Origin of the sequence: Streptomyces sp. NPDC056580 (assembly GCF_042793175.1) — a bacterium.
Classification (GTDB): Bacteria; Actinomycetota; Actinomycetes; order Streptomycetales; family Streptomycetaceae; genus Streptomyces.
Window position 1 is genome coordinate 109,873 of the sequence record NZ_JBHTVE010000015.1, and the last position, 14,719, is coordinate 124,591.

Here is a 14,719-nt window from a genome sequence, read left to right on the forward strand (position 1 = left end):
CTGGAGCGATGCACGGGACCGAACACGCCTCGCCGCCTCTTCCGGCGGACGACCCCACGGGGTTGCAGTACTTCGCGGTCCTTCTGCGACGGCTCAACGGCGAGTTCAACCGCGTCGCCCACGAGTTCGCCCAGACCCAGGGTCTCCACCTCACCGACGTCCAGGCCCTCGTCGCGATCCTGGACGCCGATCCGGAGGAGGGGCCCATGACGCCCGGGCGGCTGCGCGGGCTGCTCGACCTGACCTCCGGCGCCATGACCGCCTGCCTGGACCGCCTGGAGCGGGCGGGGCACATCCGGCGCGTCCGCGCGGCCGACGACCGCCGCGTCGTCCACCTGCACTACGCGGAGGCGGCCAGAGGCGTCGCCCGGGACTTCTTCCAGCCCCTGGCCCGCGGCACCGAGGCCGCACGGCAGCGTTTCAGCGCCGAGGAGCTGGCCGTGGTCTCCCGCTTCCTCGTGGAGATGAACCGGGAACTCGCCCTGCTGCGCAGCGGTCCCGCCTCCCGCGCCTGAGGTCGCGAAGATCCGCACCCGGCCGACGGGCCGTCACGAAGTACGGGCATGCCGGCGCCGGCCGCGACCGACTGGAGCTCGGCCGGCCGGCCGCGGGCGCGCCGAGCACGGCGTCCCGTGGACGCTCGCGCTGATCTCTGACCCGACGCGGCGACGAGCGCAGGGCCGGTCGGGCCCGGTCCGCGGCGGCGTGGGACGCGGCGGTGTGGCAGGCGGCAGCGGCGCGCGGCCCTTGGCGCCGCCCGCGCCGCACGGGGCCGCCGCACCGGTCCGCCCGTGGAGCCGGGCAGGTGCCGGGCCCGCCGGTTGGGCACCGGGCCCGTGTCCCCCGCCGATCGATGGAAAGCGCGGCTCAGGCCGCCAGCGCCTGACGCCACCGCACCGGCGCGCCCACCCGCAGCACCGAGTTGCGGTAGATCCTCCCGGCGAGAAGCATGCAGCAGGCCGTGACCACCAGCAGGGCGGCGGCGGAGGCGAGCTGTTCCTGCACGGTCGCCGTGCCCACCGAGGCCTTGAGCGGCATGAGCAGGCCGGAGAAGGGCGGTATGTACTGCACGACGGAGACCCAGGGCGCGGAGAGGTGGGCGGCGGCCGCCGTCGCCGCGCCGACCGGCGCCAGGGCGAGCAGCATCACCGGCGTCAGCACGCCCTGCAGGTCCTCGGGCCTGGACACCAGTGATCCGGCCGCCGCGTACAGCGAGGCGAACATGGCGAAGGTCAGGAGGAACCAGAGCACCGTCACCACCAGCGCCCGCAACCCCGGCATCGCGGTGGTCTCTCCGGACATCACCGACTGCGCCCCGGCCACCGCGCCCAGCATCGTGGCCACCTGCAGCATGCCGGCCGTGACGATCCCGGAGACCTTGCCCACGAGCAGTTCCAGCGGAGTGAGCGTGGCGAGCAGCACCTCCACCACCCGGGTGGACTTCTCCTCGACCACGCCCTGCGCGATCACCGACCCCTGATTGACGATCTGCATGAACAACACGATGATCAGGCTCGCCGCGGCGCCCAGTTGGAGCGAGCCCACGGACTTCCCGACCGTCACGGTGGTGGGCTGGGCCGCCGCGGTGTCCCGTGCCAGCCGCCCCAGGTCCACGTCCTGCCGCAGCAGGGCCTGTTGGCCTGCCCAGGCCCTGGCCAGCGCTTCGGCGCCCGCCCGTGCCTGATCGCTGGAGTCGGCGCGGGTCAGGAGGGACGCGTGGCCTCCGGCGACGACCACCGCCGCGTCCGCGTCCTTGCTCTCCACCAGCTTGCGCGCCCCTGGCATGCCGTCGCACGACGTCACCCGCACTCCGGGCGGGGCGGTGCCGAGCGACGCGGCCGGAGTGCCGCAGACGGTCACGGTGGCGGAGGTGCTGCGCCCCATGAAGTTGAAGCCGATGACCAGACCGAACGTGACCAGGGAGAGCAGAACCAGGCTGACCAGATAGCCTCTGGTGTACATCCGCGCCCGCAGTTCCCGGACATAGACGAGGCGGACGCGGGTCGGGTTCAACGACTGCTGCTCGGAGCCGGAGCGCTTCACGCGGACACCTCGTCCAGGTCGGAGGTACGGGCCTTCGCCGGGGACGGCGCACCGGTGGCCGCGGAGCCCGCGGGCGGCGCGTCCCCGACCGGTTCGACCAGGTCGCGGAAGAGCTCGGCGAGGCCGGGCACGTGCCGCCGCAGCTGCCTTACGGTGCCGTGCCGCACGGCCTCCACCAGCAGGTCGTTCTCGGTGCGGCCCCCGACGAGATCGATCAGGACCCCCTGCTGGTGCGCCCGGAAGCCGGCGACCGCGGCGCAGCCCGCGGGCCAGTCCTCGCCGGCGCCCTCGACCTCCACGTACACCTGGCCGCTCGCCTCCGCGGGCCGCAGCTCGTCGAGGGTCCCGCAGGCCACGCGGCGTCCGGCGCGCACGATCGAGACCCGGTCGCAGAGCTGCTCGACCAGATCCAGTTGGTGGCTGGAGAAGAGCACGGGCACACCCTGTGCCGCCTTCTCGCGAAGGACGTCGCTCATGTCGTCGACGGCGAGCGGGTCGAGCCCTGAGAACGGCTCGTCGAGGACGAGCACTTCGGGATCGTGGACCAGGGCGGCGGCCAGCTGGACGCGCTGCTGGTTGCCCAGACTGAGGGTGTTCACCCGCTTGTCGCGGTGCTCGGCGATCCGCAGCCGCTCCGTCCAGCGGACCATCGCCTCACGGGCATCGGCGTGGGACAGTCCGTGGAGCTCGCCGAAGTAGATCAGCTGCCGGGCCACGGTCATCCTGGGGTACAGCCCGCGCTCTTCGGGCATGTAGCCGAACCGCGCCGACTCCAGTCTCCCGACCGGCGCCTCGCCCCAGAGCACCTGTCCGCGGTCCGGAGCGAGCACCCCTACGCCGATGCGCATGGCAGTGGTCTTGCCTGCTCCGTTGCCGCCGACGAAGCCGGATATCTCCCCCGGCCGCACGGTCAACGTGAGTGAATCCAGCGCCTGCCGGGTTCCGAAGCGCTTCGACACTTCCTCGAGTAGCAAAGGTTTCACGGGCCTCCCCTTCCGTCTTCCTGTGCTGTGGACGTGTGCGCGGAGTCTACTTTCCTGTCAGGAAACTACCTGCTACTTTCTCGATAGGAAAGTAGAGGTGCTCCTCAGGAGGGTGTGAGGGCCGATGACGTCCGACGACAGACACGACAGGGACCCCTTCGACCGGCAGGCCGTGACGCCGGCCGACGCGCAGGCCGCGCTCGACGACATCCGCGGGCGGCAGGAACAGTCCGGTGTGGCCGAACTGCGGTTCGGGCTGTCACGTTCCTCCGTCGTGACGGCGGCGCTGCTGCTGTTCGTCTCCTTCGCGTCCTTCGACCTGCCCAATCCCTGGGGTGGCGCGGTGCTGCTCCCGGGGCTGCTGCTGGTGGCGCTGATCGTGGTCCGCCACACCCACGGTGCGCCGGTCCGCAACAGGCCGGGCGCCACGGGCGCGCTGGTGGGGGTGGTCTGCGGGATCGCCGCGTTCGGGGTGTTCCTGGGGCTGGCGGCGGCGCTCTCCTCGGGCGGGGTGCCGACGCCCCATCTCGTCGCCGCCGCGGTGGTGGTCGGGGCGTGCCTGCTGGCGGCGCCCCGTGCCCGCCGGGCCGCGGAGGCACGGCTGCGGCGCCGGGTGGAGCGGCGGTTCTGATGGACGCCGACTTCGACGCTTTCCTGCACCCGGCCCCACGGCTGACGATCGTCGCCCTGCTGGCGCCCGCGGGATGGACCGAGTTCGGATTCATCCGGGACGCGATCGGCACCAGTGACTCAGCCCTGTCCAAGCAGTTGTCGGCGCTCGCGGCCGAGGGGTATGTCGAGGTGCGCAAGCAGGTCGGTGTGGGCGCCCGGCGCACGCTCGCACGGCTCACGCCGAAGGGGCGGGAGGCGTTCGTGCGGCACGCCGCGGCGCTGGAGCGGATCGCGGCGACGGCGCGTGCCGCGCGACCGGCCGACTGACCGCTCGGGACGGCGCGGTGGTTCCGGCGGCCGCCGGCGGCTCCGGTCGCCCGGGGGCCACCCCGCGGTCTGACGTGGCGCCGGGACGGGCGCGGAGGGCCTGAGGACGAGTCCGGCACCGGCCCCGCCTTTCGGCACCCATGCTCATACACGGAACGTTAGTCATGGGAGACACAGTGTGATGATCGAAGTGCGAGAGCTGACGAAATGTTATGGAAAGACCCGGGCGGTCGATGAACTGAGCTTCCGCGTGGAGCCGGGACGCGTGACCGGCTTCCTGGGGCCCAACGGCGCCGGAAAGTCGACGACGATCCGCGCGATGATCGGTCTCGACCGTCCCACCTCCGGCGAAGTCCTCATCGACGGCAGGCGTTACGCGGACCTGCCCCGTCCGCTGACCACCGTGGGCGCGCTGCTCGACGCCCGTGCGGTGCACGGCGGCCGGAGCGTGCGGGGGCACCTGGCGGGTCTGGCCCGGAGCAACCGGCTGCCGCTGCGGCGGGTCGACGAACTCCTGGAGATGGTCGGACTCGCGAGTGTCGCGGACAAGCGCGCGAAGGGACTGTCGCTGGGCATGGCCCAGCGGCTGGGCATCGCTGCCGCGCTCCTCGGCGACCCGCAGGCGCTGCTGCTCGACGAGCCGGTCAACGGCCTGGACCCGGAGGGCGTGAAGTGGATCCGCGACCTGATGAAGCGCATGGCGGACGAGGGCCGTGTGGTCCTGGTCTCCAGCCACCTGATGAGTGAGATGGCGCTGACCGCCGGGCACCTGGTCGTGATCGGACGCGGCCGGCTCCTCGCCGACACCTCCGTGGAGGAGTTCATCGCCGGCAACTCCCGGTCCTACGTCCTCATCCGCACGCCCGAGCCGGAACGTGTGCGCGACCTCCTGACCGCTCGCGGCGTCCACGTGGACACCGGGCCCGACGGATCGCTGGAGGCGGTGGGCACCGACCCGAGAACGGTGGGCACTCTGGCCGCCGAGAACCGGATCGCCGTCTACGAGGTCAGCCCGCGAACCGCCTCTCTGGAGGAGGCGTTCATGCAGTTCACCGCGGACGCCGTCGAGTACCGCGCGGAGCAGGAGGCAGTGCGATGAGCAACGACCTGGGCGCGGCCGTCGGTTTCGAGTGGTGCAAGGCGCGCACCCTGCGTTCCGTGCCGTGGAGCCTCGCGGTCTGTGTCGGCCTCAGCCTCGCCTTAGCCGTGCTCACCGGAGCCGTCGTGCAGCACCAGTACGCGCACAAGCCGGCCCCGTCGTCCTTCGACCCGATCTCCGCCGGATTCAGCGGGCTGCGGCTGGGGCTGATCGGGCTCGTGGTCTTCGGGGTGCTGGTCGTCACCAGCGAGTACTCGTCCGGGACGATCCGCAGTTCACTGGCCGCGGTGCCCCGGCGCGGGGTGTTCTACGCGGCCAAGCTGCTCGCCGGCGGTGTGACGGCCCTGGCGGTGTCCGCCGTCGCCGCCGTCACCAGTTTCCTCCTCGCCCAGGCGACCATGGGCGACGAGAGCGTGTCCCTCACGGACGAGGGCGTGCTGCCCGCCCTGTTCGGGGCGGTGCTCTACGCGACCATGCTCAGCGTGTTCTCCATGGGCGTCGCCGTGCTCCTGCGCTCCTCCGCGATCACCATGGGCATCCTCGTGCCGCTCTTCTTCACGGTCTCGACGATCCTCACGAACATCCCCGGCGTCGGCAAGGCCGCGCAGTTCCTGCCCGACCAGGCCGGCGGGCTGGTGCTCTACCGGCACGCGCCCGACGAGTACGTGCTGAACGCGTGGTCCGGACTCGCGGTCCTCGCGGCGTGGACCGCGGCCGCGGCGATCGCCGGTTACCTGGCGCTGCGGCGGCGCGACGCCTGACGGCACCGGTGCGGTCCGTGCGCCCCGCGCATGCGGACCTTATGCGCGGCCCATGCGGGCTCTCCCTCGTCGGCGATGCGGGGGTCGAATGTCCGCCTCCCATGATCGGAGCAGGCGCCGAACGGCAGTTCGGCGCCCGCATCCACCACACAAGGGAGAACTGCCATGTACCAGGGTGACCTGTCCCTCCTCGAGGAGATCGAAGAGCAGGACTTCGACGGCGTCGCTTACGGAGCGTGCACCACGAACACCTTCTCGCTCTCGGACGCGCTGGGCAACCACGGCGGCTGGTGCACCCTCACCAAGGAATGCCAGGCCAACTGCAACTGACCGTGGTCGGCGACGAGAGAGGCAATTCCATGCAGAACGAGAAGGACATCCTCGGGGCGTACGACGAGGCGGAGCTCATCGAGCTGAGCGAGGCCGACGTCACCGGTGGCACCACGCCGGTCTCCATAGCGGTGACGGTGGCGGCCAGCGTCGCCTTCTGCCCCACCATCAAGTGCACCAGCGCCTGCTGACAACGGATCTCTTCGAGTAACGGGGAAGGAACGATCATGCAGAACGAGAAGGACATTCTCGGGGCGTACGACGAGGCGGAGCTCATCGAGCTGAGCGAGGCCGACGTCACCGGTGGCACCACGCCGGTCTCCATCGCGGTGACGGTGGCGGCCAGCGTCGCCTTCTGCCCGACCACCAAGTGCACCAGCGCCTGCTGAGTGCTCTGTAGGTCGGTGTAAGCGGGTGGGGCGGAATGGATCGAAACCCCCAAGGGTCCATTCCGCCCCGCCTTTTGGGGGTACTTCACATCGCGTGCAGAAGGACGGCAATGAGATCTGCGATCAACCTCTATCCGGAGTTCGACGACACGGAGATCGGTGAGACGATCACGCCGCTCGCGCCGTTCGACGACCACGTTCTCGCCGCGGTCGCCGGCGGGCCGCAGAAGTCCGTCGCGGCATCCGCCCGGCCCGGGGTCGTCAAGGACTGGCTGACACGTCCGGAGGAATACCCGTTCCAGCACGTGATCAGGGCGATCGCGGCGGGAGCCGCGGACGGAGATCCGCTGGCCGCGTTTCCCGCCCTGTTCACCGACTTGGACGACGCGCTGGTCGAACTGCTCGCCAGGGCGGAGATCCGCGTCCGCGAGATGTACACCCGTCCGCTGGTGGCGGCCGTCAACCACGCCCGCGAGCAGGGACTCCTCGAGGGGGACAGCCCGCGGGAGCGCTACCGGTACTTCGTGGACGAGGCGATCCGCGGTTCGTTCACCGCCGCCGCAGGTCTCGACTTCCCCGTGCTGCGGGATCTCACGCCGGTGGTGCTGGCCGGCACCGTCGACGCCGTCGTCGAGCTCTGCTCCAGGGTGGTCGCCGACGGGGAGGCGCTCCGTGCCGCCTTCGGTCTCGCGCCGGGCGACCGGCTGGTCTCCTTCGGCACCCCCGAGGGCGACACCCACCATCATGGCCGCGCCGTCTGCATCCTCACCTTCGAGTCCGGCACCCGCCTGGTCTACAAACCGCGCGACGTGTCCTGCGAGGCCACCTACCTCAGCCTCACGGACGAACTCAACAAGGCCTTCGGCACCCGCCTCGTCGCCGCCCGGGCCCTCGCCCGCGACGGCTACGGATATGTCGAGTACATCGAGGCCGAGGACGTCTCCGGCAACTCCGGGCGCTTCATGCGGGACAGCGGCGAACTGGCGGCGGTCCTCTACGTGCTGAACGCGCGTGACATGCACTTCGAGAACATCGTGCCGACCCGCCGCGGTCCGGTCCCGGTGGATCTCGAGACCCTTCTCCACCCGGAGCGGGTCCACGACGGGCCGGTTCCGGAAGCCGAGGGGAACGCGTACGCCACCATCGGGCAGTCGGTCTACGGGGTGGGAATCCTGCCGCTGGTGATGGCGGGCAGGAAGAAGGACCGGGGCGGACACGTGGACCTCGGATTCCTCGGCGGGCCCGGGCGCGGCACGTCTCCGTTCAAGCAGATGAGTTTCGACGCGCCGTACACGGACCGGATCAGGCTCTCCCTCAAGACGCAGGCGGTGCAGGGCCGCAAGACCGTGGTCGGCGAGCGGACCGAGGAGGAGATCCTCCGCCTGGGCCGGGAGATGGCGGACGGCTTCACGCGCACGTACCGCGCCGTCCTCGCGGCCCCCGGCACCTGGACCACGCTGCTGCGCACGTTCGCCGAGGGCCTGCGGATCCGCTACGTCCACAACCCCACCGCGCTCTACTCCCAGACCCTGCGCATGACCACGGGGCCGAGCGCGCTCGACGACCCGGCCACCTATCTCGCGCTGCTCAAGCGCATCGCCATCGCCAGCAAGACCTCGGCCCGGCCGCTGATCGTCTCGGAGCTCCGGCAGATGGCCGAGCGGGACGTCCCGTACTTCACCGTCAGCGCCACCGGAACCCGGATCTGCGACGGAGACGGCCGGGAGGTGGGCGCCGCGCTCAGCCACTCCCCGCTGGAACTCGCCCTCGGCAAGGCGGCCCGCCTCGGCGAGACCGATCTCGCACAGCAGCTGCGGCTCATCCGGTCGGCGTTCACCGCCCAGTTCCCGGACAACCACCTGTCTCCCGCACGGCACGCGGAAGCCCCCGCGCCGGACGGCGCGGCGGGCTCCGGTGAGCGTCAGGCCCTCGTCTCCCTCGCGCGGGAGCTCTGCGACGGCCTGGTCGAGACCTCCCTGCCCGACCGCTTCGCACACCTGCCGAGAACCTGGATCGGGCCCCTGGCGTCCGCGGAGGCGGACCGCCCCTGGCCGCCCGGCGTGCTCGGCTACGACCTCTACACGGGCCGGACCGGAATCGCCCTCACCCTCGGCGCCGCCGGACGTGTCCTGGACGACGACCGCTACCTGAACGTGTCGCGGCAGATCTTCTCGGCGACCGCCGACATCCTGGCCTCACACCGCTACGAGTCCCGCAGCCTCCGGCAGGCCGGCTACGGCGGCTACACCGGCATGGCGGGCATCCTGTTCTGCCTCTCGGCGGCGGGCCGCCTGGCCGGCGAGGACGACTGGGTGCGCGCCGCCCGGGGAGCGGTACCCCTGGTGCTCGAGCAGATCCGCGCCGAGCCGGCCGACGAGCTGCCGCTGGACGTCATCAGTGGCCTCGCGGGCGTTCTGAACTGCATAGCGGCCATCGCGGGCCCCGGCGCTCCCGAAGCCGTCACCGAGGTGACGCACCTCCTCGCCCGGGCGATCCAGTCGGACGGCGTCCACGCCCGGTCGGTCCTGGACCAGTCGGGGTTCGCCCACGGCGTCAGCGGGATCGTCCACGCCCTCGGCCGTGCCCATGCCCTGCTGCCGGCGGAGCACAGGCCCCTGGTCGAGACGGTGCTGAACGCACTCGTCAGGCGGCTCGACGTGTTCTTCGACCCGGACGAGCGGAACTGGTCGTCCCGTGCCTCGGGGGAGGGAACCTTCGCGACCGGCTGGTGCCACGGTTCGACCAGTGTCGCCCTGGCACTCGCCACCTACGGGACCGTGCCCGGCGGCGAGGACGTCACGGCCGCACGGGACCAGGCGATCAGCAACACACTGCGTCTCGGGTTCGGCCGCAACCTGACTTGGTGCCACGGCGACCTGGGGAACCACGCCGCCCTGCGCTTCATCGCCGGCCCGGACGGCAACGCACCGCTGCACGCGGAAGTACGCGAGCAGGAACGCCGGTGGCTCAGACCGGAGGTGTTCCGCCGCAAGACCGCCGACCCCGACAGCCGCTACGCGCACACCAACAGCCTCATGGTCGGCAGCGCCGGCCTGGCACTGCACCTGCTCAACCGGATCGAGCCGGACCTGCGCCTGTGCCCGCTCACCCTCACCGTGGGAGGGCGCTGACCATGACGACACCCCATCGGGAGAAGATCCCCACGGCACGCCGCGTACCGACCGTCACCCAGGTCACGCAGACGGAGTGCGGTCTGTGCTCGTGCATCGCGCTGCTGCGGTACTACGGGCGCGCGGAGGAGATCGTCAGCGCCCGCGAGGTCATGGAAGCGGGACGTGACGGCCTGTCGGCCGGCCAGCTGGCGCACTTCCTGGAATCACGCGGCATGCGCGTCAAGCCGTACCGGGTCAGGAACGTGGCCGCCCTGGAGAACTTCACCTCACCGGTGATCCTCTACTGGGAGAACTACCACTTCGTGGTCCTGGAGAACTTCGACGGCCGGACGGCCGTCGTCATGGATCCCGCGGTCGGACGCCGCCGGATCAGCCGCGAGGAGCTGGAGAAGAGCTTCACCGAGATCGTCCTCGCCGCCGAGCCGGCCGAGGGGTTCGAGCGGAAGCGCGCCAGGCCGTTCGCGGAGTGGCGCAAGTTCCTGCTGCTCACGACGGACGCGAAGAAGCGCATCGGCCTGGTGGCGCTGCTGTCGCTCAGCGGCTACGGGACGGTTCTCGGCATTCCCGTCCTCACGCGCTGGGCCGTCGACCGGTACGCCCACTGGCAGGGACTCGGCGATTCCGCCGTCCTCCTGGGGGCCGTGCTGGCAGCCGCCCTGTGCTACTACGTGCTGCACCTGACCAGGGTCGTGCTGCTGTCCTCGTTGATCGCCGTGCTCGGCAAGGACCTGATGAGCCAGACCTTCACCAGGCTCCTCAACCTGCCGTTCAAGTTCTTCACCACGCGGCCGCCCGGTGAACTGATCTACCGGCTCAACAGTGTGACGTCGGTACGCGACCTGATCTCGTCCCGGATGGCCCAGGGCGTGCTCGACGTGGGCACACTCATCTGCGTCACGGTGTATCTGCTGGTCACGGAGTGGCGCCTGGGTCTGGTCGCCGTGGGCCTCTTCCTGCTCAACGCCCTGTACCTGATGAAGACGCGGTACCGGGTCACCGAGGCGGTCGACTCGGAGATCGCCTACCTGTCGAAGAGCCAGGGAACCCAGCTCGACGCCATCGTGTCGATCCCGGCGATCAAGATGGGCGGCTACGCCGAGGAGTTCCTGACCGGCTGGAACGAGACCTACAGCAACTCGCTGAACGCGATGAGGACGCGGATGCGTCTCCAGCAGGGCCGCATAGCCGGACTGTCGACCACCACGCAGATGTTCGGACCGCTGATCCTGCTGCTGTTCAGCCTCTACCTGGTCAGCCACGGCGGCATCTCCCTGGGGGCCGCCGTGTCGGTCCAGGCGATCTCCGCGACCTACTTCTCCCTGGCCAGTTCGGTGTTCCAGACCTACACCTCGTTCAACGAGGTGTCCCGGTACGTGTCCCGGCTGGCGGAGATCTCCGAAGAGGAACCGGAGGCGCCCGGCGGCACCAGGACCGAGCTCGCCGCCCCGTCCATCACCCTCAAGGACGTCAGTTTCCGGTTCACCAAGCACAGCGATCTGGTGGTCCAGGGCGTCTCGATGACGATCGGTGCGGGCGAACGCGTGGCCCTCGTCGGACCCTCGGGATCCGGCAAGAGCACCCTCGGCCGCATCATCTGCGGGCTCTACGGGGCCACGAGCGGAACGATCGAGTTCGGCGGCCACGACCTCGAGGAGTACGACAAGACCGCCCTGCGCCGCACCATCGGCTACATCCCCCAGGAGGTGCATATGCACAACCGCACCATCCTGGAGAACCTGACACTGGGGAAGGACCTGTCCGAGGACTACGTCCGCGAGTTCTGCGACCGGCTGGGCATCCTCGACTTCGTCAACGACCTGCCCATGGGGTTCAACACCCTGGTCTCCGACATGGGGGCCAACTTCTCCGGCGGTCAGCGCCAGCGGATCGCCATCGCCCGGGCCCTGCTGGGGAATCCGAAGATCCTGGTCATGGACGAGGCCACGGCGGCGCTCGACAACATCAACGAACGCCGTGTCATGCGGGTCATCTCGGAGATCGGGGCCACTCAGGTCGTGATCGCGCACCGCCTGGCCACCGTCAAGTCGGCCGACCGGATCTACGTCCTCGACAAGGGCTCCATCACGGAAGCCGGCACTCACGAGGACCTCCTCGGCGAGGGCGACCTGTACGCCAACCTGTACGGCGACGACCAGCGGGAGGAAACGCTGGTGGGGGGAGAACGAGCGTGACCGACCCGCAGGTGGCAGTCGTCGACTTCCGGGCGTTCTACACGAACCGCGTACCCCGTCAGGCAGTCGTGGACCGACTGCACGCTCCCCTGTCCCGGGTGTCCACGCCCGAGCACGCGCGGGCGCTGACCGACCAGATCTGGGAAGACCTCGTCACCACCGTGGAGGGACATTCCCTCCGGGTGCTGATAGGGGAGTTCCACGAATTCCGGGAAGCCCTGGGGCTGCCCATGTCCACCGACGGCGACGAGGCGCTCCGGAAGTTCCGCCGGCACCTCGAGGACCCGCGGAACTGCCAGGACGTCCTGGCCCGTTACGAGGTGCTTCGTCGTCGGCTCACCGTGGTCCTGGACCACTTCCTCGACGCCTACGACGAGATGCTCACCGCCTTCCACCAGGACCGGCCGCGGCTTGCGGCGGGCGGGCTGCTGGCGGACGAGAACGACACGCTGGCCTCTCTCGTCACCACGGGCGGGGACCCCCACAACGACAACCGGCGCGTCGTGGGCCTGCGCCTCGCGAGCGGCGGAAGGCTGGTCTTCAAGCCGCGCACGCTGACGGCCGACGACTTCGTCCGCGACCTGTACGCCGTGGCCGAGCCGTACCTCGCCCACTCCCTCGACGGATGCGTGCCGGCGTCGCTGTCCGTCGGCGAGCACGGATGGCAGCTGTTCGTCACCCCGCGCGCCATGACCGCACCGGACCAGCCGGCCCGGTACTTCTACCGCTTCGGCGCGCTGTGCGCGCTCTTCGGCGCCATCGGCGCGTCCGACCTCCATGACGAGAACCTGCTCGCCGCGGGGGAGCACCCGTGCGTCATCGACACGGAGATGATGCTGCGGCCGGGCGCCAGCTCCGGGAACGACTCGCTGGAACACCGGCTGATCAACCACGTCGAGGCTTCCGTGGCCTCCACCATGCTGGTCCCGAACGTCCGTCCCGAGTCGCCGATCGACGTGATCATGGCGGGCGTCGGCGTCGGCGGCGAGCAGGTGTCCGGCAAACTGAAGAAGACCGTGATCCAGGACGGCGGCACGGACGCCGTCCGCCTGCGCTGGGAACCCGTCGTCTACCGGCACAAGGAGAACGTGCCGCGGCTCGGCGAGGAGGGACTGCCGGCCGTGCGGTACTACGGCGACATCCTCGCCGGATACACCGACGCCCTGGGAGCGGTCCGGCAGCGCGAGGCGATCGAGGACGTCGTCGACCGGTACGCCGACCTGCCCGTACGCTGCCTGATCCGCTCGACGATGGTGTACGGCCGCTTCCTCGACGCGGCGACACAGCCCAAGTACCTGCGCGACGCCGGTGAGACCGAGCGCCTTCTGGGACTGCTGAAGGGCTTCCCCCGGCATCTGACCGACGAGGCACGCGCGTTCGCGGGTGAGGCCGAGCGCACCGCGCTGGACACCGGGAACGTGCCCTACTTCACGGCGCGGGCCGGTTCCACCGAGCTGGCCACGAACACCTCCCGGCAGGAACGGGCCCACCCGTCGTCACCGGCGGACTTCGCCCGCGCGGGCCTCGCGCTCCACGCCGGGCAGAGCGACGCCTACCACCGGTTCGTGCTGGAGGAGTGCTTCGGCGAACTCGCCGGGGGAGCAGCGGACGTGATGTCCCGCCAGAGCGTCTTCGCCCCGGTCCTCCGCACCACCGCGGACGAGGCGTGGTGGCCGCTGGTGGCCCGCATCCTCCAGGACGTGCGGGTGACGCACCAGAGCGAGCACGGTGCGCAGAGCGGCTGGATCGGCGGGGTGGGGCCCGACCGCGGAGTGCCCACCATCGTCCCGGGAAACTTCCTGTCGTTCCACGACAGCGGAGGGATCGTCACCTTCCTCGAGGACGCCGCGCGGCACGACCCGGAACTTGAAGAGCTGCACCTGAGTGCGGACCGCGGCCTGAGCGCGCTTCTCGAGGTGTACGGGGAGGCGCTGCTGCGGGCCCCGGAGAGCGTCTTCACCGGGGCGGCCTCGCTGCTGCTCACCCGGCCCCGCGGGCAGGACCGCGTCTGGGTGTCCCGGCTGCTGGAGCGCATCGCGGAGCGGAGCGAGGCCGGCACCCTGGAGAGGGACCTGGCCAATGGTCCCGCCGGCCTCCTCATGGCCGTGCTGGCCCGTCTGGAAGCGGGGCAGGACCCCCTGATGGACGAGGACCGGCTCGTCCGTCTGTGCGACCTGGTGCTCGGACAGGCCCGGACGACGCTGGACCGTGCCTGGTTCGACGTCGCCCACGGCGACATCGGCATGCGGTGGGCCGTGTCCCGGATCGGCCGGTACCTGGGTGACCCGACCCTGACCGACGCGGCCGCGGACTGGCTGACCGAACGCCTGGCCCACGGTGAGCTGCCGCCGGTGCCGGGCTGGTGCAACGGCAGCGCCGGGCTGCTGCTGGTCGCGGCGGAGATCCTGGCTTCGGCGGGCCGGCCGTGCGACCCCGCCGCCGGCCGTCTCGCCGAACTGGCGGACCGGGCCACGTCGTTGCGGGAGCGGAAGCCGGTGGACCTGTCGGTGTGCCACGGCTCCAGCGGGGTGATCCAGTCGCTGATCGCGGCGAGCGGGCTCTGCGAGGACCCGTCCCTGCTCGATCGGGCGGCCGACTACCGGGGACGCGTGGCGCGGGCGGCTCGTGAGCAGGGGTTCCACACCGGGTGTCCGGGGAGGACCTCGCTGCTGGGCTACATGTTCGGCTGGTCGGGTATCGGTCACACCGACCTGATGCTGAACAGGGCGCTGGACGGCCGGCCCCCGGCCTTCGTGCCGGTCGCGTTGACCGCCTCCGGCGTGCCGGAACCGTCCTCCCCGCGGCCGCGCGGTGCGAGCGCCCTGACGGAACTCCCGCGGTGACCACAG

Annotated in this window: 13 protein-coding genes; 11 read left to right on the forward strand and 2 right to left on the reverse strand. The window is 70.8% G+C overall.

Going from position 1 to position 14,719, the window contains the following annotated elements; genetic code table 11:
* Positions 1-8 precede the first annotated feature (8 nt).
* Entirely contained in the window at positions 9-515 is a 507-nt protein-coding gene (locus ACFQ9Z_RS30185) for a MarR family winged helix-turn-helix transcriptional regulator (protein ID WP_383026023.1), read from the forward strand.
* 352 nt (positions 516-867) lie between these two features.
* Here ACFQ9Z_RS30185 and ACFQ9Z_RS30190 read toward each other — a convergent pair whose 3' ends face one another.
* Complete coding sequence (locus ACFQ9Z_RS30190; protein WP_383026026.1) at positions 868-2,043, reverse strand: ABC transporter permease; 1,176 nt, start codon at positions 2,041-2,043, stop codon at positions 868-870.
* Entirely contained in the window at positions 2,040-3,026 is a 987-nt protein-coding gene (locus tag ACFQ9Z_RS30195; RefSeq protein ID WP_383026029.1) for an ABC transporter ATP-binding protein, read from the reverse strand. The genes ACFQ9Z_RS30190 and ACFQ9Z_RS30195 overlap by 4 nt, the downstream gene beginning before the upstream one ends.
* Before the next feature lie 124 nt (positions 3,027-3,150).
* On the opposite strand from ACFQ9Z_RS30195, the gene ACFQ9Z_RS30200 reads away from it, so the two are divergent.
* The 10 genes from ACFQ9Z_RS30200 to lanM all read left to right on the forward strand — a co-directional run bounded on the left by ACFQ9Z_RS30200 (position 3,151) and on the right by lanM (position 14,713).
* Positions 3,151-3,657: a hypothetical protein gene (locus ACFQ9Z_RS30200; protein ID WP_383026032.1), complete on the forward strand. Its 507-nt coding sequence runs from the start codon at positions 3,151-3,153 to the stop codon at positions 3,655-3,657.
* Positions 3,657-3,965, forward strand: a complete 309-nt coding sequence (locus ACFQ9Z_RS30205) for a transcriptional regulator (RefSeq protein WP_351665490.1) — start codon at positions 3,657-3,659, stop codon at positions 3,963-3,965. The genes ACFQ9Z_RS30200 and ACFQ9Z_RS30205 overlap by 1 nt, the downstream gene beginning before the upstream one ends.
* 181 nt (positions 3,966-4,146) lie before the next feature.
* Complete coding sequence (locus ACFQ9Z_RS30210) at positions 4,147-5,064, forward strand: ATP-binding cassette domain-containing protein (RefSeq protein ID WP_383026035.1); 918 nt, start codon at positions 4,147-4,149, stop codon at positions 5,062-5,064.
* Complete coding sequence (locus ACFQ9Z_RS30215; RefSeq protein ID WP_383026038.1) at positions 5,061-5,825, forward strand: ABC transporter permease subunit; 765 nt, start codon at positions 5,061-5,063, stop codon at positions 5,823-5,825. Before ACFQ9Z_RS30210 ends, ACFQ9Z_RS30215 begins: the two co-directional genes overlap by 4 nt.
* A gap of 165 nt (positions 5,826-5,990) precedes the next feature.
* Positions 5,991-6,155, forward strand: a complete 165-nt coding sequence (locus ACFQ9Z_RS30220; protein ID WP_351665484.1) for a plantaricin C family lantibiotic — start codon at positions 5,991-5,993, stop codon at positions 6,153-6,155.
* A gap of 29 nt (positions 6,156-6,184) precedes the next feature.
* Positions 6,185-6,346, forward strand: a complete 162-nt coding sequence (locus tag ACFQ9Z_RS30225; RefSeq protein WP_174266226.1) for a class II lanthipeptide, LchA2/BrtA2 family — start codon at positions 6,185-6,187, stop codon at positions 6,344-6,346.
* A 36-nt stretch (positions 6,347-6,382) separates the two neighbouring features.
* Positions 6,383-6,544 carry a class II lanthipeptide, LchA2/BrtA2 family gene (locus ACFQ9Z_RS30230; RefSeq protein WP_351665482.1) on the forward strand — a complete coding sequence of 54 codons (162 nt, stop codon included), beginning with the start codon at positions 6,383-6,385 and terminating at the stop codon, positions 6,542-6,544.
* Positions 6,545-6,654: 110 nt separating this feature from the next.
* Positions 6,655-9,675, forward strand: a complete 3,021-nt coding sequence (locus ACFQ9Z_RS30235) for a type 2 lanthipeptide synthetase LanM family protein (protein WP_383026044.1) — start codon at positions 6,655-6,657, stop codon at positions 9,673-9,675.
* Between the two features lie 2 nt (positions 9,676-9,677).
* Positions 9,678-11,870 (forward strand): peptidase domain-containing ABC transporter, encoded by a 2,193-nt coding sequence (locus tag ACFQ9Z_RS30240; protein WP_383026047.1) that lies wholly within the window; start codon positions 9,678-9,680, stop codon positions 11,868-11,870.
* Positions 11,867-14,713, forward strand: coding sequence for a type 2 lanthipeptide synthetase LanM (lanM, locus tag ACFQ9Z_RS30245; protein WP_383026051.1), 2,847 nt, complete (start codon positions 11,867-11,869; stop codon positions 14,711-14,713). The genes ACFQ9Z_RS30240 and lanM overlap by 4 nt, the downstream gene beginning before the upstream one ends.
* Positions 14,714-14,719: the final 6 nt, after the last annotated feature.